The following is a 19,907-nucleotide window of genomic DNA, read 5'->3' on the forward strand; positions in this document are numbered from 1 at the left end:
CTGGTTTGAGTGCGTTAGGCGAGAGCTCGCCCCGAACGACTTAAAGCAAGGACTTTGCCAGCTATAAAAGTTCATAAAAAACAGGGGCTTAGGACAAATCACAAAGAACTTCTTCAGTCGGCGTACACTTTTCTGTACGCTACGGCCGAGACGCAGGTCTTCCGATGTAAATTTTTGTGGACAGTCGCGGATGCGAATAGAACTAGGTACGGAAACACGTGTGGGAATCACCAAGGACGTGTTGGACGTTGTTGCGCAACACAATTGGCTCGTGCGAGCAGTGGAGGTTGTGTGGCACCAAATCTATCTGGACATACCAGCCCTCGAGTCCGAGGATTTTTCTCGTGTGACGGAGGAGTTGCTGGGTGTTTCGGGCGTGTGGTCTGTGCAGCAAATTGACTTGCTACCAGGCGAACGTCGACGCATGCACTTTGATGTCTTGCTGGGCGCCGTCGCGGACCCCGTTATCGCGGTGGACGGTTCGCTGCGCGTGGTTGCCGCAAATAACGCTGCCATCAAGACGTTCGGAATACCGGAGACCCGTATCAATGGCGATTGTGGGGTCAAGGAGTTGTTTGATGCAGATGCTAGCGGTCAACTACTTGCGAACCTCAAGAGCTTCACCGGAGGTGAAGTAAGCATCCTGGGTCGCCCCATGCTGATGGACATTCTTCCGTTGCCTGGAGGAGCGGACTCGAGTGAGGGGGGGCTCCATGGAGCCGTGCTGATTTTCCGCGCGCCAAGCAGTCTGGGGCAGGACCTCTATTCGATTTCCAAGCGTGAGGTAGAGGCAAGGACTTCCATCATTGGGGACTCGCCGGCCATGCGAAAGGTCGGCCAGCTGATTGAGCGGTTCGGCCGAATCTCGGCACCTCTCTTGATTACTGGGGAGACAGGGACGGGCAAGGAGCTCGTCGCGCGTGCTTGCCACCGTGCATCGCCCCGAGCCAGCAAGCCTTTCCTAGCGTTGAACTGCGCAGCGCTACCTGAGGCACTCGCAGAAAGTGAACTGTTCGGCTATGCCTCGGGCGCCTTCAGTGGTGCCCAACGGAACGGCAAGCCAGGCTTGTTCGAGCTAGCCGACGGCGGCACCGTTTTTCTCGATGAAATCGGTGAGATGTCGCCTTATCTGCAGGCCAAGTTGCTGCGCTTTCTTCAGGACGGAACGTTCCTTCGGATTGGCGGCAAGTCGGAGACGAAAGTGGACCTTCGGCTGCTCGCCGCAACGCATCGTGACTTGCGCGAAATGGTCAAGGCCGGCACCTTCCGTGAGGACCTTTATTATCGTTTGCACGTACTCACGATTGAGTTGCCGCCCCTGCGTGAGAGGAAAGAAGACGTGGCCTTGCTCGCCACTCACTTTGTGAGGCGAGCGGCCCAGCAGATTGGTGTAAACGTGGACGGCATCAGTGCTGATGCGATGGCTGCACTGGCGTCATATTCTTGGCCTGGCAATGCCCGACAGCTGGAAAACGCGTTGTTTCGCGCCGTGTCCCTGGCGGAGGGTGAGACGTTGGGTATTGATGACGTCCGACCTATCGTAGGCACGACAGACGAGGCCTCGACCCCGCAAACAGTTGCGCCTGCTAGCTCCGTGGACTCGGATGAAAGCTATGCTGAGGCGATGGAGCGCATGGAGCGGGACATGCTTTCCAAGCTCTACGTTGAATACCCTAGCTCCCGGAAGCTCGCCCAGCGCCTAGGGCTCTCGCACACCGCAGTAGCCAACAAATTAAAACGATACGGCATTGGCTAGGTGTAAAGGTATGTGGACGCCGCCGTCAAGGCACGTTGCCAACAAACCTTGTAGATTTTCCATAACCTATTGATTTATAAAGGTTTGACGGGCTGGCACGATAGCTGCGTACTCCTTCGTCGAATGGTCAAAACCAGAACGAAGGAGACAATCTGTGAGTCCACAGGACATCGCGGCCGAACTGAGCGCCGCCTTTGGTACAGCCCTTTGCTGCCTGGACGACGATGTAATCAGCGCGGCGAGTTCGGACCCTTGGCATATGCATGCCGGAGCGGCGGCCGCCGTGATGCGTCCCCGCACCGTCGAAGAAGTCGCCGCCATCGTGGCTTGGTGTCACAAACACGGTGTTTCGATAGTACCTCAAGGGGGCAACACCGGATTAGCCGGCGGCGCGACTCCTGACAGCAGCGGCAAGCAAGTCGTACTAAGCCTCTCCCGTCTGAACAAGATTCGTGAAGTCGACCCAGTCGACTACACAATCACTGCCGAGGCCGGTTGCGTACTCGAAAGTGTGCAGGAGGCTGCCAAGCAGGCCAATCGTGTATTCCCATTGAGCTTCGGAGCCGAAGGCTCATGCCAAATCGGCGGCGTGATTTCCACTAATGCTGGTGGCTCCAATACGCTGAGATACGGCAACGCGAGGGACCTCGTACTTGGGCTAGAGGTTGTGCTCGCAGACGGCAGGATTTGGCATGGCCTGCGCAAGCTACGGAAAGACAATACGGGCTACGACCTACGGCACCTATTCATGGGCGCAGAGGGTACGCTCGGAATCATCACCGCCGCAGTACTCAAGCTGTTTCCTGCGCCAAAGTCTCGTGAGACCGTCCTAGCCACTCTCAGCGACCTCTCATCGTCTGTCGAACTACTGGTGCTGGCAAGAGACCAGTTGGGCGAAACAATCAGCGCGTTCGAGTTGATGCCGCGACGTTTCGTTCAACTCGTGAATCAGCATTGCCCTGGCCAAGTCATGCCTCCATCGGCTGAGCAGGATTGGTTCGTGCTGTTGGAAATCGACGCAGCGGACGAGGGCTTGTATCTCAACCAACGGGTCGAGCGCTTTCTGGAAGTTGCTCTAGAGAAGGAACTCATTTGTGACGCAGCTATCGCGTCCAACATCGAGCAACGTAACAAGTTCTGGCAACTCCGAGAGAACGTGGCTGAAGCGCAGCTTCGCAACGGCGCGGTCATTTACACGGATGTTGCTGTGGCCGTCTCCCGTGTTCCGGAATTCATCGAGACGGCATCCGCAAGGCTGCGGGCCCTTGACCCGAAAATCGACATCAATGCATTCGGGCACGTGGGAGACGGAAACATCCATTTCAACATGCTGCAACCGACCGGCATTGAAAAGGGCCAGTTTCTAAGCCGTAAGCGAGAGTACGAGGCAATCATATTCAGCACGGTTAGGGACTTCAACGGAAGCATCAGCGCTGAGCATGGAATCGGTCAGTCGAAGACCGCTGCATTGGCCGCAAACAAGTCGACCATCGAAATCGACTTGATGAAGACCATTCGAGCGGCGTTGGCTAAGAACGTCTTTAATCCAAACAAGGTTATTTCGCTCGAATGAACAAGCTTGCTATCACTGGAAGCATTCCAGCAATTGTTACCCCATTTACGGTGAGTGGGGAAATCGACTACGACGCGCTAAACGACCTTCTGGAGTGGCACATCGCCGAAGGGTCGGACGCGATTGTTGTCTCCGGCACGACTGGGGAGTCGGCAACGATTACGGCAGCCGAGCAAGCCCGCGTCCTCGAGTTCGTCATTGAGCGAGTGGCAAAGCGTATCCCTATCATCGCCGGGACTGGTGCGAACTCGACCGCCGAAGCAATTGAGCTTGCCAATGACGCAAAGCTGTGCGGTGCAGACGCACATTTGTCCGTCGTGCCGTACTACAACAAGCCTTCCCAGGAAGGGATGTTCCGGCACTTCTCGGAAATCGCCGAGGCCGTTGACCTTCCCATGATTCTGTACAACGTACCGGGTCGAACGGTTGCTGACATGAGCAATGACACCGCAGTTCGACTTGCAGGAGTGCCGGGAATTGTCGGACTCAAGGACGCAACAGGCGACATTGAGCGCGGTGTCGATTTGCTGCGGCGTGTGCCTGAAGGCTTCGCAATCTATAGCGGCGATGACGGCACTGCGGCGGCTTTGATGTTGCTTGGGGCGCAAGGAACCATCTCGGTCACAGCGAATGTAGCACCCCGGTTGATGCACGAGATGTGTCAGGCGGCCGTGGCTGGAGAGGCAAAGAAGGCGAGCTCCCTGAACGCGAAGCTGTCCGCCCTGCACCACGCATTGTTCCTGGACCCGAATCCAGTCCCAACAAAATGGGCGCTGCACAGGATGGGATTTATGGTGAATTCTCTGCGGCTGCCTCTGACGCAGATGAGAGATGAATTCGTGCCCGTCATGAAATACGCAATGACTCAGGCAGAAATACAAGTGCAGTGATGAAAAACTGCCAAGCTTTTCTTTAGGCTGAATCAAGGAGACAGCATGAAAATCATAAAGGGGGCTATTAGCCTCGCTGAGTTCGCTATGGCGTTCTCACTGGGTACTATGGTTGTCCTGGTACTCAGTAACGTGATAATGCGATACGGATTTAACTCCGGAATCGCAGCATCCGAGGATATCGCCAGATTCCTATTTATCTGGATGACATTCATTGGGGCAATTCTGGGCGTTAAAGATAAGGCGCACCTTGGGATGGACGCCTTCATCAAGCTCCTGCCGCGAGGCGGGAAACTCGTTTGCTCAGTGCTGAGCCACCTTCTGATGCTCGGGACGATTTGCATGCTTCTCGTTGGAAGCTGGCAGCAGATGCGGCTCAATGAGTCCGTCATGGCAATGGGCGCAATCGAATATCCACTGTCGTGGATGTACGCCGCAGGATTCGTTGGCAGTGCAGGCTTGGGAACGTTCGTCCTCAGCAACCTGGTGAAGCTGTTCAGTGGGAAGGTCTCCGACGACGATTTGGTATCGGTCCAGGAAACCGAAGGTTTGTCGGACGTCGACCGCATCGCTGCGGAAGCGAGCAAGGCGGGCAAATCGCCGAACCTGAACGAAAAAGGGGCATGGTAATGACTATCGCAGTATTTCTTACATCACTGCTGGGTTCGATGGCGATAGGAATGCCAATTGCCTTCGCGCTCATCATTTGTGGCCTGGCCCTCATGGTTCAAAGCGGTGGAGTTGACGCCCAAATCGTTGCTGGCAACATGATTAACGGCTTGGACAATTTTATCTTCATCGCTATCCCGTTCTTCATGCTCGCCGGCGAGTTGATGAATGCGGGTGGGCTGTCCAAGCGCATCGTAAGCATGGTGATGGCCCTTATTGGCCACGTTCGTGGTGGCCTGGGATATGTGACGATTGTTGCAGCGATTGTGCTCGCGAGTCTGTCCGGTTCTGCCATCGCAGATACCGCAGCACTCTCGGCGATTCTGCTGCCGATGATGCGCAAGGCCGGCTATGACCCGGAACGTGCGGCGGGGCTGATTGCTTCCAGCGGAATCATCGCCCCGATGCTGCCCCCATCGATGGGACTCGTGATGCTTGGGGCGATTGGTGGTCTTTCAATCACCAAGCTCTTTCTTGCAGGTATCGTCCCGGCAATTCTAATGGGTGGGTCTCTTGTCGCCGTTTGGTGGTGGATGAGCCGGAAATCGTCGACTTCGTCCATAAAGCGTCAACCGATGTCGGAAGTTCTGAAGGCGCTCCGGGAAGGCGTGTGGGCGTTGCTGCTGCCAATTATTATCGTCGGAGGCATGAAGTTCGGCATCTTCACTCCTACTGAATCGGCAGTCGTTGCCGTTGCCTACGCGCTAATTGCTGGCCTCGTCATTTACCGAGAACTTACCGTAGAAAGCATCTATCGTTGCCTCGTTAATTCGGCGAAGACGACCGCAATCATCATGTTCGTCGTTGCGGCTGCATTCATTTCCTCATGGATGATTACGACGGCCGACCTCCCAGGCCAGCTCGGTGCCATGCTGCGTCCGTTCATGGACAGTCCGAAGATTCTGATGCTGCTTGTCGTTGTCCTGCTTGTGGTAGTTGGTATGGCTCTCGACTTCACGCCGATGATTCTTATCCTTATTCCGGTTCTACTGCCGGTCGTGAAGCAAGCAGGCATTGACCCTATCTATTTCGGTATTGTTTTCATCATGTGCAACGCCATTGGCATGATTACCTGGCCGGTGGGAACAGTCCTGAATGTTGTTAGCGGGGTTGGGAAGCTCTCGTTTGACGCTGTTTCGAAAGCGGTTCTCCCGTTCATGATTGTCGAAACCATTGTTGCGTTGCTGCTGGTCTTCTTCCCACAGTTGGTTCTCGCACCGCTTAACTTTCTTCACTAACGAATATTCCGTAGTAACTGCACCTCTGAAAAACTAAGGAGACTGTAATGAAGGTAAAAAACGCCATCGTGACCGTAGGAAAGGTGTTGGCTGCTGCTGTGGTGGTTTCGCTGTCTTTCGGCGCAGCTGCAGCAAACGTGCAGAGCCGGCAGTTGAAGTTTGGACACTTTTCGACGGAGGACACTCCTCTCGGGCTTGGCGCGTACAAGTTCGCGGAGTTGGTTTCGAAGAAGAGCGACGGAAAGATTCAGGTCAAGGTTTACAACTCCGGCCAACTCGGTAGCGAAGTGCAGCAACTTGGAGCGATGCAAAGTGGCTCGCAGGACTTCGCGATGATTTCGTCGTCTCCGCTTGTGTCAGTCGTGCGCGAGCTCCAGGTACTCGATTTTCCGGGACTTCTCGATAGTCCGGAGCTTGCTGACAAACTGCTCGATGGTCCTATCGGAAACCAGATGTTGACAAAGTTTCAAGAGAAGAACTTGGTCGGCTTGTCGTACTGGGAAAACGGGTTCCGTCAATTCACCAACAGCAAGCGTCGAATCAAGAAAGTAGAAGACTTTGCCGGACTCAAGGTTCGTGTGATTCAGAACCCCATCTACATCGACATGTTCAAGGAGTTGAAGACGAATCCGGTACCGATGTCGTTCACTCAGCTGTACACGGCGCTGGAGACCCGCACGGTCGATGGACAAGACAATGCCATGGCAACTTCCTATATGGCCCGGTTCAGTGAAGTACAGAAATACTTGACCCTGACCAGGCACATCTACAACCCCATGGTAGTCGTGGGCAGCAAGAAGCTGTGGGATTCGATGTCGGCAGACGAGCGAAAGATTCTGACGGACTCGCTTGCCGAAGCGCGTGACTATATGCGCAAAATCAATCGACAGAAGGAACAGTATTACATCGACGAAATGCGCAAGAGCGGAATGACTGTCGATGAGTTTCCGGCGGCCGAAGCGCAAAAGATGAAGGACATGATGAAGCCTGTCATCGCCAAATACACGAAGGAAGTTGGTGAACCCTTTGTGAAGCAGGTCTACACCGAAGTTGAACGCCTGAAGGCGGGTAAGTGACGAGAAGAAGGAACGTGTGATGCTTGTATCAATGGATGAGGCACGGGCGGCCGCAATGCTAGCGTTGGAGAGAACTGGCGTCTCTCGACCCTATGCGCAACTCCAGGTTGAACTGCTGCTCGAAGCCGACCTACGAGGGCGTGCTTCGCATGGCCTGATGCGTTTGCCGCGGGTGATTGAGCGGATTCGGAACGGCGTTGCTAACCCGAAGACCGAAGGGCTGCATCAATGGCGAGGCAACCTGCTAGAAGTTGACGGCGAGCACGGCCTCGGTCCCGTGGTCGCGGTTACGGCGCTTAACGCCTTGGAGGAACGTGCCCAAACGCAAGGAGTAGCGGTCGCGGCTATCAGGAACAACAACCACCTGGGGATGCTCGCTTGGTACGCGGAGCGAGTTGCTGCACGCGGACTCGTACTAATTGCAATGTGTACTAGCGAGGCGCTCGTACATCCGTGGCGAGGGCGAAAGGCGATGCTGGGGACAAATCCGGTGGCCATCGGCATTCCCACAGCAAAAGAGCCGTTCGTGCTGGATATGGCCACGAGCCTCGTTTCGATGGGCCAGATTCATGACCACGCGTTGCGCGGGCAATCCATTCCTCCCAATTGGGCACTTGATGCCGAAGGTGAGCCAACGACGGACGCTGCGGCTGCAAAGAATGGCTCAATCGCACCGTTTGGCGAGGCGAAGGGATACGCACTTGGCTTGGCGCTTGAAGTTCTCATCGCAACCCTGACGGCGTCAGCAATCGGGCGAGACGTGGTCGGAACGTTGGATTCGGACCGGTATTGCAACAAGGGCGATGTGTTCATTCTTATCGACCCACAAAGGCGGCCAGAGGCGCTCGAGTCGATGTCGCGCTATCTCGACGACGTTCGAAGCAGCGGTGCACCGGAGAATCCGGTGGCCGTACCTGGAGACCGAGCTCTTGCTTCGCGGCGTCGCAGGCTGAACGAGGGCGTCTCGCTCTCAGAGAATACGTGGCGAGCCATTTGTGAGTTCGCTGGTAACGATATTGCCCATTCATAACGTGGTGAAATCATGACGATTTTTGGTGTATCGCGCGCACCGCGGCTGGTACTCTTCGGCTCCGGACAACGCCATTCCCTCGCACGGGTCGTTAAGGAGTACGGTAGTCGCGCCTTTATTTGCTCTGACAGCCGCTTCCCGCAGGACCCGTTGCTTGCCCAGCTTGCAGCTGACCTGGAAGCCAGCGGCATTGCCGTTGGTCTCTATACCGATACGATTGCGGAGCTTCCACTCTCGTGTGTCGATGAGGCAACTGAAGTCGCGAAGCGGTTTGAGCCGGATGTCGTAATTGGCGTCGGGGGCGGAAGTTGCTTGGATATTGCCAAGCTAGTCGCTGTGCGACTTGCCCACCCTGGGGACCTTTCGGAGTACTACGGCGAATTCAAGGTCCCGGGACCCGTCGCGCCCCTGATTGCAATTCCGACGACCTCTGGAACGGGGTCGGAGGTGACGCCTGTAGCCGTTCTGGCAGACCCCGTTCGCGACGTGAAGATTGGCATCTCCAGCCCGCACCTGATTCCGCAGGTGGCAATATGCGACCCCGAGTTGACCGCGACTTGCCCTCGGGGCTTGACGGCTGTCGCGGGTGCCGATGCGATGACTCACGCCATCGAGGCCTTTACGGCTGTGCGGAAGTCGGTCACTCCGCAGATTGGACTCGAGCAAGTGTTTGTTGGGAAGAACGCCATCAGCGATATGCATGCCAAGGCAGCAATTAAATCGCTGGCTGAGAACCTGCGCGATGCTGTCAATGACGGCAAGAACACCAAGGCAAGAGAAGAGGTGATGTTTGGTGCGCTGCAGGCCGGTATGGCGTTTGGGATGGCTGGAACTGCGGCTGCCCACGCAATTCAGTATCCCGTCGGGGCCGCGACGCATACAGCTCACGGACTTGGGGTTGCTGCGCTAATGCCCTATGTCATGGAGTTCAACTTGCCGCATTGCGTTCCTGAGTTTGCAGAGATTGCGCGGCTCTTTGGCGTAGCCGCACCTGGCGATGAGGAAGCGACCCTGGCGCGCAAGGCCATTGACGCGGTCGCGAAGTTGTTCGCAGATATCGGGATTCCTAGGTCGCTTAAGGACCTCGGCCTCGAATCTGAGAAGACGGATTGGGTCGCTAGCCAGGCAATGCTCGCTGCGCGGCTCGTCAAGAATAATCCGAGGGAGCTGGATTCAGTACAGATGAAGCGTCTAGTGGAAGCGGCAGCTTACGGCACGCGAGAAGCTCTCCGCGATTAATCTTCACAAATTGTCTTAACGAGAAAGGATTATGACGAAAATGAATTCGTTCAATCTCCCGGGGGATACTCAATTTCCGGCGACCCCGACGGACCTGTTTATCGGCGGGCAATGGATTCCGGCCAAGTCGGGCAAGCGCATTGATGTCATCGACCCCTCAACGACAAAGGTCCTTGCGACGGTCGCGGATGCTTCCGTAGAGGAAGGCCTCGACGCAGTCGCCGCCGCCGCCGCTGTCGCGCCAGCGTGGGCAGCCACTGCACCGCGAGTGCGAGCCGAAATCCTGCGGAAGGCGTTCGAACTGATGAGCAGCCGAATTGAGGCTTTCGCTCGGTTGATTTCCATGGAAAATGGGAAGGCACTTCCGGACGCACGAGGTGAAGCAACTTACGCTGCCGAGTTCTTCCGTTGGTATGCCGAAGAGGCGGTTCGTGCGGTCGGTGATATGGCCATTGCGCCGGCCGGTACGAACCGCATGCTGGTCCAGTATCAACCGGTGGGCGTATCGCTGCTGATTACGCCGTGGAACTTCCCGGCCGCCATGGCGACCCGGAAAATCGGACCTGCGCTTGCTGCGGGCTGCACCTGTATTCTCAAGCCGGCTACAGAGACGCCTCTCACCGCCTACGCAATGGCTGCGCTACTGAAGGAAGCTGGCGTCCCTGACGGCGTGGTCAATGTGGTCACTTCGTCTCGGTCAGGTCCGCTGGCGAGCGCCATCCTGCATGACCCGCGCGTCCGGAAGCTGTCCTTCACTGGCTCGACTGAGGTTGGCCGGGTGCTGCTGAAAGAGGCTGCAGACCAGGTCATCAACTGCTCGATGGAACTGGGTGGCAATGCACCGTTCATCGTGCTGGAAGATGCCGACATTGAAGCCGCTGTTGATGGTGCAATGGTCGCAAAAATGCGTAACGGTGGTGAAGCGTGCACGGCGGCCAATCGCTTCTATGTGGCACGTGCTGTGCACGACGAGTTTGCGGCCGCTCTGGCAAAGCGTATGGCCAGCCTCCGCATGGGCGAAGGTTGCCTTGCCACGACGGAACTTGGCCCTCTGGTCAACGAGAAGAGCCGCACGAAGGTCGCCGAGCTCGTCGAGGAGGCGAAGTCGCGCGGCGGGAAGGTGATGACGGGCGGGAAGACACCGGACCAGGTCGGCTTCTTCTATCCCCCTACCGTTATCGCAAACGTCGACAAGGAATCGAGCGTTCTTCGGGAAGAGATTTTCGGACCGGTTGCTCCCCTCGTGGCGTTTGACAATGAGGACGAGGTCGTCGCGATGGCCAACGACACCGAATACGGCTTGGCTGCGTACGTCTACACGAAGGACCTCGCACGCGGCCTGCGAATCTCTGAGCGCCTGGAGTTCGGCATGATTGGTCTCAATCGTGGCCTCGTATCGGACCCTGCCGCTCCGTTCGGTGGCGTCAAGCAGAGTGGTATCGGCCGTGAAGGTGGCCATCATGGTCTGCTTGAGTTCATGGAAGCGAAGTACGTGGCGACCAGTTGGTAATCCCTTAGCGTGGTCCCCCCGACGCCATATGGGGGACTTCCTACTCTACCGACTCGGGCCGTACACCTCATCCCTGCAGGTGTTGGCCCGGCGCGCGCTCCATGAAGATTATGATTCGCGGCCATGCATACTGGCCCACAACAGTCCGCCAGCTTAGCCTCCCTTTCCCTGTAAGCTTTCGTGGCATAAAAAATCAGGCGTCGGTTCTGGTGGGTGGTTACTCCCGCTTCTTGCCACACGGCAAGGCAGTCGACATACCTGCGCTTTGTCCGTTTGGATTGCGAATTTCCCCTGGGGCTGTTTTGCAGTTCGACATGCCAGGGATGGAAGAGGCACTACATACACCGCAGACACCCGAGCGGGACAACTCGGACTGTATGGTTGCTCCATTCAGAGAGTCTGCACGTCATACTACGACCGCAAGGGACATCGCGACGTTCGTATTCAACGAGCCCCATCTCGCGTGGGCTATCAGTGACGCAGCGCAGCGGCTCGGTTGGAGAAAGCAAGACGTTTCCAGGAAGCTGTTCGCCGAGGGAAAGAGCTTTCGCGAGATAGTCTTCAGTCAACGTCTCAGCCGGTTCTTATGCGACCGCGCCGTTGTGCCGAAGATTGATAATCGGGTCGCGAAGATGTATGGATTTTCCGAGCGCTCTTCGTTCGAGGATGCAATATTCTCGCAATTCGGAGAGACTGCACTACTAGTAGGTTTCGCCTATGCTGAATAAGCGGCTAGCTTAGTGACACCATGGTGATTAGCCAGAATACGGCCATCAAGTGGCTGACTCCGCTAGCGCCCGGGCCATAGGCTCGCAGCCGCGTGAATTGCTATCGAGTCCGCAGACCGGATACGAGTCGAGGGATGGCCCGGTAGCTGGGAAAACACGTTCCCGTCCATCATGAAAACCAGCGTCCCAATTGGCCACTCCGATGTAGACGCTGGGGCAGGCGGGCGAATCAGTCTAGTGCATCTCAAATGCGCTCAAGCGCTTGCCCCAGGTCGTTAATCAGGTCTTCAGGAGCTTCGACGCCTACCGATAAGCGCACGCAGCCAGGACCGATGCCCAAGTCCGCCCGCTGTTCGGCTGTATAGGCAGCGTGTGACGTATTGAAGGGTAGGCTGACAAGGCTTTCAACTCCGCCCAGGCTAGTGGCCTGCCGAACGAGACGTAACCCGCCAAGCAATCTCAATGCGGCTTCGTCCGACCCCACTGAGAAGGTGACCATCCCACCCGTGACTTTGAGCAGCTTCGAAGCAAGGGCGAAGTCTGGATGGCTTGGTAAGCCTGGGTATCTGACCCCACGCACCTTGGGATGAGTCGAGAGAAATGTGGCTACTGCTAATGCTCCTTCAGAGTGGGCCTTCATACGCAGAGGCAGCGTTTTGAGGCCGCGTTCCAGTAGAAAACACGTATGGGGGTCGACACTGCCACCGAACGCCAAGAGTCGTGGCCAGATGGAGTTCATGAGGCTCCGTCCACCAATTGCAACGCCTGCAACCAAGTCACTGTGGCCATTGAGATATTTAGTACAGGAGTGCACTACAACGTCAGCTCCATGTTCAAGGGCATGCATAGCCATTGGAGTTGTGAAGGTTGCGTCCATCACAAGGCGCAGTTTGTGGCGCTGCGCAATTGCAGAAAGGGCTGGAACGTCCGCAACTTTGAGCAGCGGGTTGCTCATCGTCTCGAAGTAGAGGAGTTTCGTATCGGGACCAATGGCGGTTTCAATCTCTTGAAGATTACAGGGGTCTACATAGGAAACGGAAAACCCGAGTGCCGGTAGTTCCTTCTGGAGCAGATTGTATGTGCCGCCATATAGCTCATTGGATGCGACAACATGTGCCCCCTTATCCAGCAGCGAAATGACAGTCGCCGCTATTGCGGCCATCCCGCTAGAGAACACAATGGCCGATTCCGCTCTTTCGAGGGAGGCGAGCTTTTCCTGCACGGACCACTGACTCGGATTCCCGTAGCGGGTGTAAATGAAGCTGTCACGCGCATAGCCTTCGTCAATAGCTCGGTACTGCTCCTCCCCAAGAAGGAAGGTGCTAGTTTGGTAGATTGGCGTCCCCACGGCGCCAGTAAGAGGGTCATCATAAGTTCCGGCATGTACTGCAAGCGTGGCAGGCTGCCAAGTGGTTACATCTTCCCGAGAGTGTCCGACACGCATAGAGGGCCCATCGCGCTGGTCGCCCAAGGGGTCTCCAACACGAGTCACCGCTTGCACACTTGGAATCTCCGTCTCTGGAACCCTATTCAATTGCGATTTCATCGTTTTCGTACATTTGCTTGACTGCGTGGAGCGCTGTTCCTCCGAATGGCGGGAGCAGGGTGGCGAGTCGTCTGCTGAGGCGCCGTCATCCAGCGACGCACAGGTCCTATCGCAAGTTTTGTGCTCAGACATGAGGCTCCGTTCTGCGGCGAGGACGGCGCACCGACACCTCGTCCGTAAACCAGGCGTGACACTCGGCATACATGTGTAAACCAGAGTTGCCGCCTGATTGCGGTCGAAGCGCGACTTGATAGGTTCAAGTCCGCGCAAATACGGTCGCCTGGCAGTCGATGGATGGGTGGCACGAAGATAGCTATCTGTCGTTGGATTCGTCCGCTTCGCGGCTTTGCAGCCAAAGGCTGGCGTATGTTTGCCACCATCGAAAAGAGATACTCGGAGATATGCTGAACTTAAAAGAGCGAAAGGCCAGGATTTTTGGAAACCATGCACTTCTGGTTACGCCCTTGCTACCCGACGGAAGGATTGATGAACAATCTACACGCTCGCTTGTGAATTTCGTCGTTGACAACGGTGTGCATGGCATTCTGGCTTTGGGAAGCACTGGCGAAGTGTTTTGCCTAACCGATGAGGAACGACGAGTGTTTGCCGAAATCGTCGTCGACGAAGTTAGAGGGCGTGTTCCCGTCGGGATTGGTGTGAATGAATCATCCGCCGATGCAAGCGTGCAATTCGCGAAGCATGCGGAACGAACAGGCGCTGACTACATATTTACTACTGGACCGTATTACCACCCTCACGCCAGTGAGGGAATATATCGCCACATTAGACATATCGGGTGCTCAACGTCGTTGCCCCTAATGGTGTACGACGGCGGTGCTGGTATTGAACTTTCGCTTCCTCTATTAAAGCGTCTTGCCGACGACATTCCGACTCTTCATTGCGCCAAGCTCTTTCTTCCCTATCCCGGAAAGATTGCCCAGTATGAGGCTGCGACGGAAGGGAAGTTGCAGGCATGGGCTGGACATGACCAACTGAATTTTCTGATGCTTTGCTACGACGCCAAGGGGATGACGTCAGCTGCAAGTTGCGTCCTGCCGCGTGAGCAAAGTCGGATATTCGACTTGATTCAGCAAGGAAACGTGGAAGAGGCGAGGGAAATTTTCTATGAGACAGTCTGCCCACTGAATGCCGTGGCTTTCGCTAACGTACTGCAATATCCCCAGTGCTACAAGCGGGCCCTAAAGTGGATGGGTGTAATTGAGCACGACACCTGCAAGGTGGCTATGGAACCGTTGGATGAAGTTCGCACGTCTGAATTGAAAGCGGTGTTGCATCGCATTGGGATACTTCACTAGACGTGGCCTTGTGGAGAAGACTGGGCGTCGCGCGAGAGTCTGGTACTGAATTCGACGAGGGCGCTGGAAGCTGCTTGCTCTCGTTAAGGAACGATTTTCCTAAGGAGTGATGGATGAAGCGAGTTGAGGTAGAGGTTTGGTCTGACTTTGTTTGCCCGTGGTGTTGGATAGCCACGAGGCGCCTGGAGAAGGCGGCGAAGTCCTTGTCGAAAGAGGTGAAACTTGTTGTCTCATATAGGGCATATCGCCTCGCTCGCGGGATGGTCCCGGAAAATTTCAAGCTTGCGCTTTACAACAAGTTCGGAAGTCGTGTGGCGGCCGAAGGAATGATGGATGCCGTTGCTGCGAACGGAGCGATGGAAGACTTGGTATATAACTTCGATAGCATGCGGTTTGGCGACACGACAGATGCTCACGTGTTGGTAAAGTCAATTAGCTCAGGGGAAGCAAGGAACCGGCTCATCGAGCGCCTATTCGCTGCAAGCACTACCGAGGGACTCGATATATTCGATAGAGGCGTTCTGCGTACTATCGCCGGAAGCGTCGGATTTTCCGAAATGCCCATTGATTTCGATGATGCCGCGCTGGTGTCGGAGGTGGCGCGAGACGAGAGGCGATTGGGCGCGGTTGGTAGTGGGGTGCCGCTATTTGTTTTTAATGGGAAATCGTTCGTATCGGGTGCGCAAAGGGAGGAGGTGTTCAGAAGAGCCTTGCAGCAAGCTGCCGTTGACGCTGATGATATGAATGAGGAGTCGGCGGCAAGCTGTAGCATCGACGGATGCTGCAACTAACTCTGCTGGAACGATGCGGGGAGGGAAGGGGCCTGGCTCCAGAGTCTCTTACGAAGGCTTTAATGTTGTCGTCCCTTCGTAGTTTGCTCCTTTGCTCCTGCCAGGTGCCCTGCTAGGCCGTCAGGTCAAAGGTAAGGCGTCTCACATAGCGGCGGGGAGCAGTCAGGTCGGGACGAATCACTCTGCGATTCTTTACGAAGGCGGCTCCACACACCGGCATCAACGCGCTAGCGCAGGCTCATCGGTCTGATTGACGGTGAGCCTTTTTTGCGTTGTCGCCCCCGCCAAAAGGGCCTATAGATTCCCATCATTGTGTCATGGTAGTTCACGCCTAGCTTCAACTATGACGCTGCAGAGTGGCCGTTGACATAGCTCCTTCTGCAGAGTACGTAATTCTACTCGAGGGCGGAACGTCAAAGTAGTCCTGCTGCTATTGCCGAATCCCTGCATTGCATAGCTCTGATGCTAGCTCGATTGCTACGGTAGCCGCTCAGCGAGAGTGGCGAGTAGCGGCAGGAACCCCTGCCACATGGTTTGACAGAAGTTGAATTCCGCCACCGGGGTGTCCATCATCGCCGGACTAATGCAACCACATAGACGCACCGCTCTGCTCCCGGATTAAAGAACGTGCATGGGGCCGGAGGCCCCAGTTGCAGACAGTCTCCAGCCTCTAGCCGGTGGGTTAATTCGCCCTCCTCGAATACGAGAGTGCCGTTGCGTACCCAGATTTGCTGGTGCTGAAACGAAAAGGCTGACGATGGGTACGAAACTCGTACTTGGGCGGGCAGAGTGACCTCCAGCAACTCCAGCATACCGCCAGTGCGCGGTGACACAGCGCGCCGCGTATAGCCGGTTTCGGGGTCTTCCCAAACCGGCTGGTCCGCCAGACGGCTCAGCCGCTCCCCAGTTTGTTCGGCCAACGCAAGCAACATCGATAACTGAAGCCCGAAAGCGCCGGAAAGCCGGCCGAGGACCGTGGCCGTGGGACTAGCTTCGCCTCGCTCGATTTTGCTAATCATGGCCTTTGAGACGCCGGAGCGCTCAGCCAGGTCGGCCAAAGACCAGCCTCGCGATTCGCGTTCGACGCGCACGCGAGCAGAAATGGCGTTCGTCGGGTCGGTGGGTGTTCGGGACATGCTGTGGGCGGCAGATGTGGTGGGGTGTGACATGAACGCCATTATAAGAGCGACATTTCAATACTCGGCGGCTGAGGTGCGCCGAGCGTCTCGTACTGGTCTCTTTCGACCTCCGTGTTAACCCTAGTCATTTTTCTCTTTTTTGGTAGTCGAGCGTCCACTATAGTAAACGACATGCGCGGGATGTTCCCGCAACCCTTCTTCGCCAGAACAGGAGTCGACATGCCACGTGAAATCCATCTGAACGCTTTTGACATGAACTGCGTGGGCCATATCCAGCAAGGTCTGTGGACGCACCCGCGCGACCAGTCGAGCCGCTACAGCGAACTGCAATACTGGGCCGACTATGCGAAGAAGCTGGAACGGGGCTTGTTCGATGGCATCTTTTTCGCCGACGTGGTCGGCGTGTACGACGTCTACGGCGGTAATGCTGACGCAGCGCTGCGTAGTGCAGTCCAGGTGCCAGTCAATGACCCAATGCTTGTAATCCCTGCTATGGCTGCGGTCACCCGGCATCTCGGCTTCGGTGTTACGGCAAACCTCACGTACGAACAACCGTTCCTGTTTGCACGACGTATGTCAACGCTCGACCACCTGACTGGCGGGCGTGTCGGGTGGAATATTGTTACCGGCTATCTGGATAGCGCGGCTCGAGCCATCGGCATCGAAGGGCAAATCGCACACGACGACCGCTACGACTTGGCCGACGAGTACATGTCTCTCATGTACAAGCTGTGGGAAGGAAGCTGGGATGATGATGCAGTTCGCAAGGACCGCGCTGAAGGTATCTATTCTGACCCTTCCAAGGTGCGAGTAATTCGTCATCACGGCCCGCAGTACAAGGTCGAGGCAATGCACCTGTGCGAGCCTTCGCCGCAGCGCACGCCGGTTTTGTATCAAGCCGGTTCCTCCACACGTGGCCGGCTCTTTGCCGCAACCCATGCCGAATGCGTGTTTGTGAATGGTCAAAAGAAGGAAGGCGTGAAAGAAATCGTTGACGACATTCGTGCGCAAGCTGTCGGGTTGGGCCGCAGCGCTAATGATGTCAAGGTCTTCCTCGGCGCCACACCAATTATTGGCCGCACGGAAGCGGAAGCGAAGGAGAAATTTGAGGAGTACCGGCGCTATGTTAGCTCGGAGGGCGCACTGGCGCATGCCGCTGCCTCTCTGGGCATCGACTTCGCACGCTACGACATCGACGAGCCCATCGAGACGGGTAAGAGCCAGGCAATCGTATCAAACGTAGAAGCCATGACCCGAGCGGCTGGACCGCAATGGACACGCCGCAAGCTCCTGGAGCAGTTGGTCCTCGGCAGCCGGCAGACACCGTGGGTCGGGTCGGCCGAGCAGGTGGCCGACCTAATGATGGCGTGGAGTGAAGAGACTGGGGTTGACGGGTTCAACCTGTCTCGAACTGTCGTTCCCGAGTGCTTCGACGACGTGATTGACCTCGTGGTGCCAATCCTCCAGGAGCGGGGTGCGTACAAAACCTCCTATCGCGAAGGCAGCTATCGCGAAAAGCTTTTTGGTCACGCTCGGCTCCCCGCTACGCACGCCGCTGCGCAGTATCGGTCCGGCGGCTCTCAGCGCTAAGGCAACGGATATCCCTGACAAGGAACCCTGCACAGGGTCAATACCATGGTAGACAAGATTACTTTCCGAGATGCAATGGCGGGCCTCGGGGCGGCCGTTAACGTCATCACCACTGATGGGGAAAGCGGGTTGGCTGGATTCACTGCCTCCGCCGTGTGCGGGGTCACCGATGAGCCGCCGACCCTGCTGGTTTGCATCAATCGAGCAAGCCGTAACAACACCGTTATGCGTGAGAATGGCCGACTGTGCGTGAACGTCTTGGCCGCTGACCAGCAGGATGTGGCAATGCGTTTTGCCACCAAGGACATCGCCATCGAAGAGCGGTTTGCAAGCGCGAACTGGGAGCGGCTGGAAACGGGGGCGCCTGTGTTGCGCGGTGCCGTAAGCGCACTCGATTGCGAGATTGTATCCGTCAACGAGGTCGGCACGCATACGGTGTTCTATTGCGAAATCAAGGCTGCGTGCACTAGCGGAAATCGGGATGGGCTCATTTATTTCGCCCGCGACTTCCATCGCGTCACCACGCCGGCGCGCACGCTACCTTCCGCGGCATGACGAACTCGCCTCCCGTGGACACATCTCGCACGACGCTGAAGCCCGATGCGCTTGGCGGGCGCAGCAAAGTTGCTTCCCTATGCATCTTGCTGCTGGCCGAAGTGGCAGCAATGGGCGTCTGGTTCTCGTCGAGCAGCGCTGTTGCCATTATCAAGCAAGCTCACGCCATTCGCCCCTTCGATGAAGCTCTGCTCACTAGCGCTGTGCAGCTTGGCTTCGTGGCGGGAACGGTCGCGTCCGCTTTGCTCTCGTTGGCCGACCGCTACGATTTGCGCCGCTTGTTCGCAGGGTCGGCACTCGTGGCCGCAGTGGCTACCGGCGCGTTGGCGCTCTTGCCTCCTACCGGCGCGGCCGTCGTATCGCTGCGTTTCCTGACTGGCATGTGCATGGCGGGTGTGTATCCGGTGGGCATGCGACTTGCCGCGACGTGGGCTCAGGGTGATATGGGGCTGCTGATTGGTTTGCTTGTAGGAGCCCTGACACTCGGCTCTGCGAGTCCGCACCTTGTTGCGGGGATGGAGGGGTTGGACTGGCGTGCCATATATGGTCTAGCCGCCTTGTGTGCAGTCCTTGCGGCCGGCGGGATTTGCCTTGCTGGCATTGGCCCGAACATCCGGCGAGCTGCGCGCATAGATATATCCGCAGTTGCACAAGCCTGGCGGAATCCAGCGGTGAGGCTGGCGAACCTTGGCTATCTCGGCCATATGTGGGAACTGTACGCAATGTGGGCATGGCTTGCGCTGTTCTTACAGCAGACTCTCGCAGACCATGGCGTGGCCGAGCCTCGTTTGGCCGCCGAGTGGATGACTTTTGGCGTCATCGCGTTCGGCGGGGTTGGCGCTTGGTTTGGCGGTTGGCTGGCAGACCGAGTAGGACGCACTGCCGTCACGATGGGGGCCATGGCCGTTAGCGCATCTTGCGCCACGCTAATCGGTTGGCTTACCAGCGGTCCCATCGAGGTGCTGGTTGCCATTGCATTGGTTTGGGGGTTCTCCGTCATAGCAGACTCAGCACAGTTTTCGGCAAGCGTGGCAGAGCTCGCAGAGCCTTCGTCGGTGGGCACATTAATGACGGCTCAAACCTGTGCTGGCTTCCTGCTGACGCTGGTGAGTATCCATCTTGTTCCAGATGTGGTGGCCCATCTCGGCTGGCGAGGTGGCTTCGGCATGTTGGCTATCGGACCCGCATTGGGTTGCCTTGCAATGTGGCAGTTGCGCCGCCATCCGGAGGCGGTTCGTATGGCAGGCGGCCGGCGCTAGGG

General features: G+C 56.8%; 17 protein-coding genes. 15 read left to right on the top strand and 2 right to left on the bottom strand.

Annotated features, from left to right (window positions below):
- Positions 1 to 220: 220 nt before the first annotated feature.
- From AC3WRR_RS18085 to AC3WRR_RS18130, 10 genes are all read left to right on the top strand, one after another.
- Positions 221 to 1,756 (top strand): sigma 54-interacting transcriptional regulator, encoded by a 1,536-nt coding sequence (locus AC3WRR_RS18085; RefSeq protein WP_492297664.1) that lies wholly within the window; start codon positions 221 to 223, stop codon positions 1,754 to 1,756.
- Positions 1,757 to 1,910: 154 nt separating this feature from the next.
- Entirely contained in the window at positions 1,911 to 3,329 is a 1,419-nt protein-coding gene (locus AC3WRR_RS18090) for an FAD-binding oxidoreductase (protein ID WP_492297666.1), read from the top strand.
- Positions 3,326 to 4,219 (top strand): 4-hydroxy-tetrahydrodipicolinate synthase, encoded by an 894-nt coding sequence (dapA, locus tag AC3WRR_RS18095; protein WP_492297668.1) that lies wholly within the window; start codon positions 3,326 to 3,328, stop codon positions 4,217 to 4,219. Before AC3WRR_RS18090 ends, dapA begins: the two co-directional genes overlap by 4 nt.
- Positions 4,220 to 4,264: 45 nt before the next feature.
- Positions 4,265 to 4,849 carry a TRAP transporter small permease gene (locus tag AC3WRR_RS18100; protein WP_492297670.1) on the top strand — a complete coding sequence of 195 codons (585 nt, stop codon included), beginning with the start codon at positions 4,265 to 4,267 and terminating at the stop codon, positions 4,847 to 4,849.
- Positions 4,843 to 6,126: a TRAP transporter large permease gene (locus tag AC3WRR_RS18105; protein WP_492297672.1), complete on the top strand. Its 1,284-nt coding sequence runs from the start codon at positions 4,843 to 4,845 to the stop codon at positions 6,124 to 6,126. The genes AC3WRR_RS18100 and AC3WRR_RS18105 overlap by 7 nt, the downstream gene beginning before the upstream one ends.
- Positions 6,127 to 6,173: 47 nt before the next feature.
- Entirely contained in the window at positions 6,174 to 7,202 is a 1,029-nt protein-coding gene (locus AC3WRR_RS18110; protein ID WP_492297674.1) for a TRAP transporter substrate-binding protein, read from the top strand.
- Positions 7,203 to 7,221: 19 nt separating this feature from the next.
- Positions 7,222 to 8,232, top strand: a complete 1,011-nt coding sequence (locus tag AC3WRR_RS18115) for an Ldh family oxidoreductase (RefSeq protein WP_492297676.1) — start codon at positions 7,222 to 7,224, stop codon at positions 8,230 to 8,232.
- A gap of 12 nt (positions 8,233 to 8,244) precedes the next feature.
- Positions 8,245 to 9,471: an iron-containing alcohol dehydrogenase gene (locus tag AC3WRR_RS18120; protein WP_492297678.1), complete on the top strand. Its 1,227-nt coding sequence runs from the start codon at positions 8,245 to 8,247 to the stop codon at positions 9,469 to 9,471.
- 40 nt (positions 9,472 to 9,511) lie between these two features.
- On the top strand, positions 9,512 to 10,981 hold the full coding sequence (locus tag AC3WRR_RS18125; protein ID WP_492297680.1) for an NAD-dependent succinate-semialdehyde dehydrogenase: 1,470 nt from the start codon (positions 9,512 to 9,514) through the stop codon (positions 10,979 to 10,981).
- Positions 10,982 to 11,082: 101 nt separating this feature from the next.
- Positions 11,083 to 11,709 (top strand): hypothetical protein, encoded by a 627-nt coding sequence (locus AC3WRR_RS18130; protein WP_492297682.1) that lies wholly within the window; start codon positions 11,083 to 11,085, stop codon positions 11,707 to 11,709.
- A gap of 244 nt (positions 11,710 to 11,953) precedes the next feature.
- Here the strand turns inward: AC3WRR_RS18130 and AC3WRR_RS18135 are convergent, their stop codons facing one another.
- Positions 11,954 to 13,255, bottom strand: coding sequence for a trans-sulfuration enzyme family protein (locus AC3WRR_RS18135; protein WP_492297684.1), 1,302 nt, complete (start codon positions 13,253 to 13,255; stop codon positions 11,954 to 11,956).
- 401 nt (positions 13,256 to 13,656) lie between these two features.
- On the opposite strand from AC3WRR_RS18135, the gene AC3WRR_RS18140 reads away from it, so the two are divergent.
- Positions 13,657 to 14,571, top strand: coding sequence for a dihydrodipicolinate synthase family protein (locus tag AC3WRR_RS18140; RefSeq protein WP_492297686.1), 915 nt, complete (start codon positions 13,657 to 13,659; stop codon positions 14,569 to 14,571).
- A gap of 113 nt (positions 14,572 to 14,684) precedes the next feature.
- Positions 14,685 to 15,362, top strand: coding sequence for a DsbA family oxidoreductase (locus AC3WRR_RS18145; protein ID WP_492297688.1), 678 nt, complete (start codon positions 14,685 to 14,687; stop codon positions 15,360 to 15,362).
- A 569-nt stretch (positions 15,363 to 15,931) separates the two neighbouring features.
- On the opposite strand, the gene AC3WRR_RS18150 is transcribed toward AC3WRR_RS18145, so the two are convergent.
- The gene (locus tag AC3WRR_RS18150) at positions 15,932 to 16,498 is read right to left on the bottom strand and encodes a helix-turn-helix domain-containing protein (RefSeq protein ID WP_492297690.1); all 567 of its coding nucleotides are present in this window, start codon (positions 16,496 to 16,498) and stop codon (positions 15,932 to 15,934) included.
- A 222-nt stretch (positions 16,499 to 16,720) separates the two neighbouring features.
- Here AC3WRR_RS18150 and AC3WRR_RS18155 point away from each other — a divergent pair, with 222 nt between their 5' ends.
- From AC3WRR_RS18155 to AC3WRR_RS18165, 3 genes are read left to right on the top strand one after another with little or no spacing between them, the layout of a single operon-like run.
- The gene (locus AC3WRR_RS18155) at positions 16,721 to 18,091 is read left to right on the top strand and encodes an LLM class flavin-dependent oxidoreductase (protein ID WP_492297692.1); all 1,371 of its coding nucleotides are present in this window, start codon (positions 16,721 to 16,723) and stop codon (positions 18,089 to 18,091) included.
- Between the two features lie 45 nt (positions 18,092 to 18,136).
- Positions 18,137 to 18,646 carry a flavin reductase gene (locus AC3WRR_RS18160; RefSeq protein WP_492297694.1) on the top strand — a complete coding sequence of 170 codons (510 nt, stop codon included), beginning with the start codon at positions 18,137 to 18,139 and terminating at the stop codon, positions 18,644 to 18,646.
- A gap of 14 nt (positions 18,647 to 18,660) precedes the next feature.
- Positions 18,661 to 19,905, top strand: a complete 1,245-nt coding sequence (locus AC3WRR_RS18165) for an MFS transporter (RefSeq protein ID WP_492297696.1) — start codon at positions 18,661 to 18,663, stop codon at positions 19,903 to 19,905.
- The last annotated feature ends 2 nt before the right edge of the window (positions 19,906 to 19,907 follow it).

It is taken from the genome of Cupriavidus sp. FW305-3-2-15-C-LB2, assembly GCF_058787575.1.

What these genes read in the sequence shown, in the direction of transcription:
- dapA (WP_492297668.1), top strand. Translation starts at nt 3,326, where the DNA reads ATGAACAAGCTTGCTATCACTGGAAGCATTCCAGCAATTGTTACCCCA.
- AC3WRR_RS18100 (WP_492297670.1), top strand. Translation starts at nt 4,265, where the DNA reads ATGAAAATCATAAAGGGGGCTATTAGCCTCGCTGAGTTCGCTATGGCG.
- AC3WRR_RS18105 (WP_492297672.1), top strand. Translation starts at nt 4,843, where the DNA reads ATGGTAATGACTATCGCAGTATTTCTTACATCACTGCTGGGTTCGATG.
- AC3WRR_RS18110 (WP_492297674.1), top strand. Translation starts at nt 6,174, where the DNA reads ATGAAGGTAAAAAACGCCATCGTGACCGTAGGAAAGGTGTTGGCTGCT.
- AC3WRR_RS18115 (WP_492297676.1), top strand. Translation starts at nt 7,222, where the DNA reads ATGCTTGTATCAATGGATGAGGCACGGGCGGCCGCAATGCTAGCGTTG.
- AC3WRR_RS18120 (WP_492297678.1), top strand. Translation starts at nt 8,245, where the DNA reads ATGACGATTTTTGGTGTATCGCGCGCACCGCGGCTGGTACTCTTCGGC.
- AC3WRR_RS18125 (WP_492297680.1), top strand. Translation starts at nt 9,512, where the DNA reads ATGAATTCGTTCAATCTCCCGGGGGATACTCAATTTCCGGCGACCCCG.
- AC3WRR_RS18130 (WP_492297682.1), top strand. Translation starts at nt 11,083, where the DNA reads ATGAAGATTATGATTCGCGGCCATGCATACTGGCCCACAACAGTCCGC.
- AC3WRR_RS18135 (WP_492297684.1), bottom strand. Translation starts at nt 13,255, where the DNA reads ATGAAATCGCAATTGAATAGGGTTCCAGAGACGGAGATTCCAAGTGTG.
- AC3WRR_RS18140 (WP_492297686.1), top strand. Translation starts at nt 13,657, where the DNA reads ATGCTGAACTTAAAAGAGCGAAAGGCCAGGATTTTTGGAAACCATGCA.
- AC3WRR_RS18145 (WP_492297688.1), top strand. Translation starts at nt 14,685, where the DNA reads ATGAAGCGAGTTGAGGTAGAGGTTTGGTCTGACTTTGTTTGCCCGTGG.
- AC3WRR_RS18150 (WP_492297690.1), bottom strand. Translation starts at nt 16,498, where the DNA reads ATGTCCCGAACACCCACCGACCCGACGAACGCCATTTCTGCTCGCGTG.
- AC3WRR_RS18155 (WP_492297692.1), top strand. Translation starts at nt 16,721, where the DNA reads ATGCCACGTGAAATCCATCTGAACGCTTTTGACATGAACTGCGTGGGC.
- AC3WRR_RS18160 (WP_492297694.1), top strand. Translation starts at nt 18,137, where the DNA reads ATGGTAGACAAGATTACTTTCCGAGATGCAATGGCGGGCCTCGGGGCG.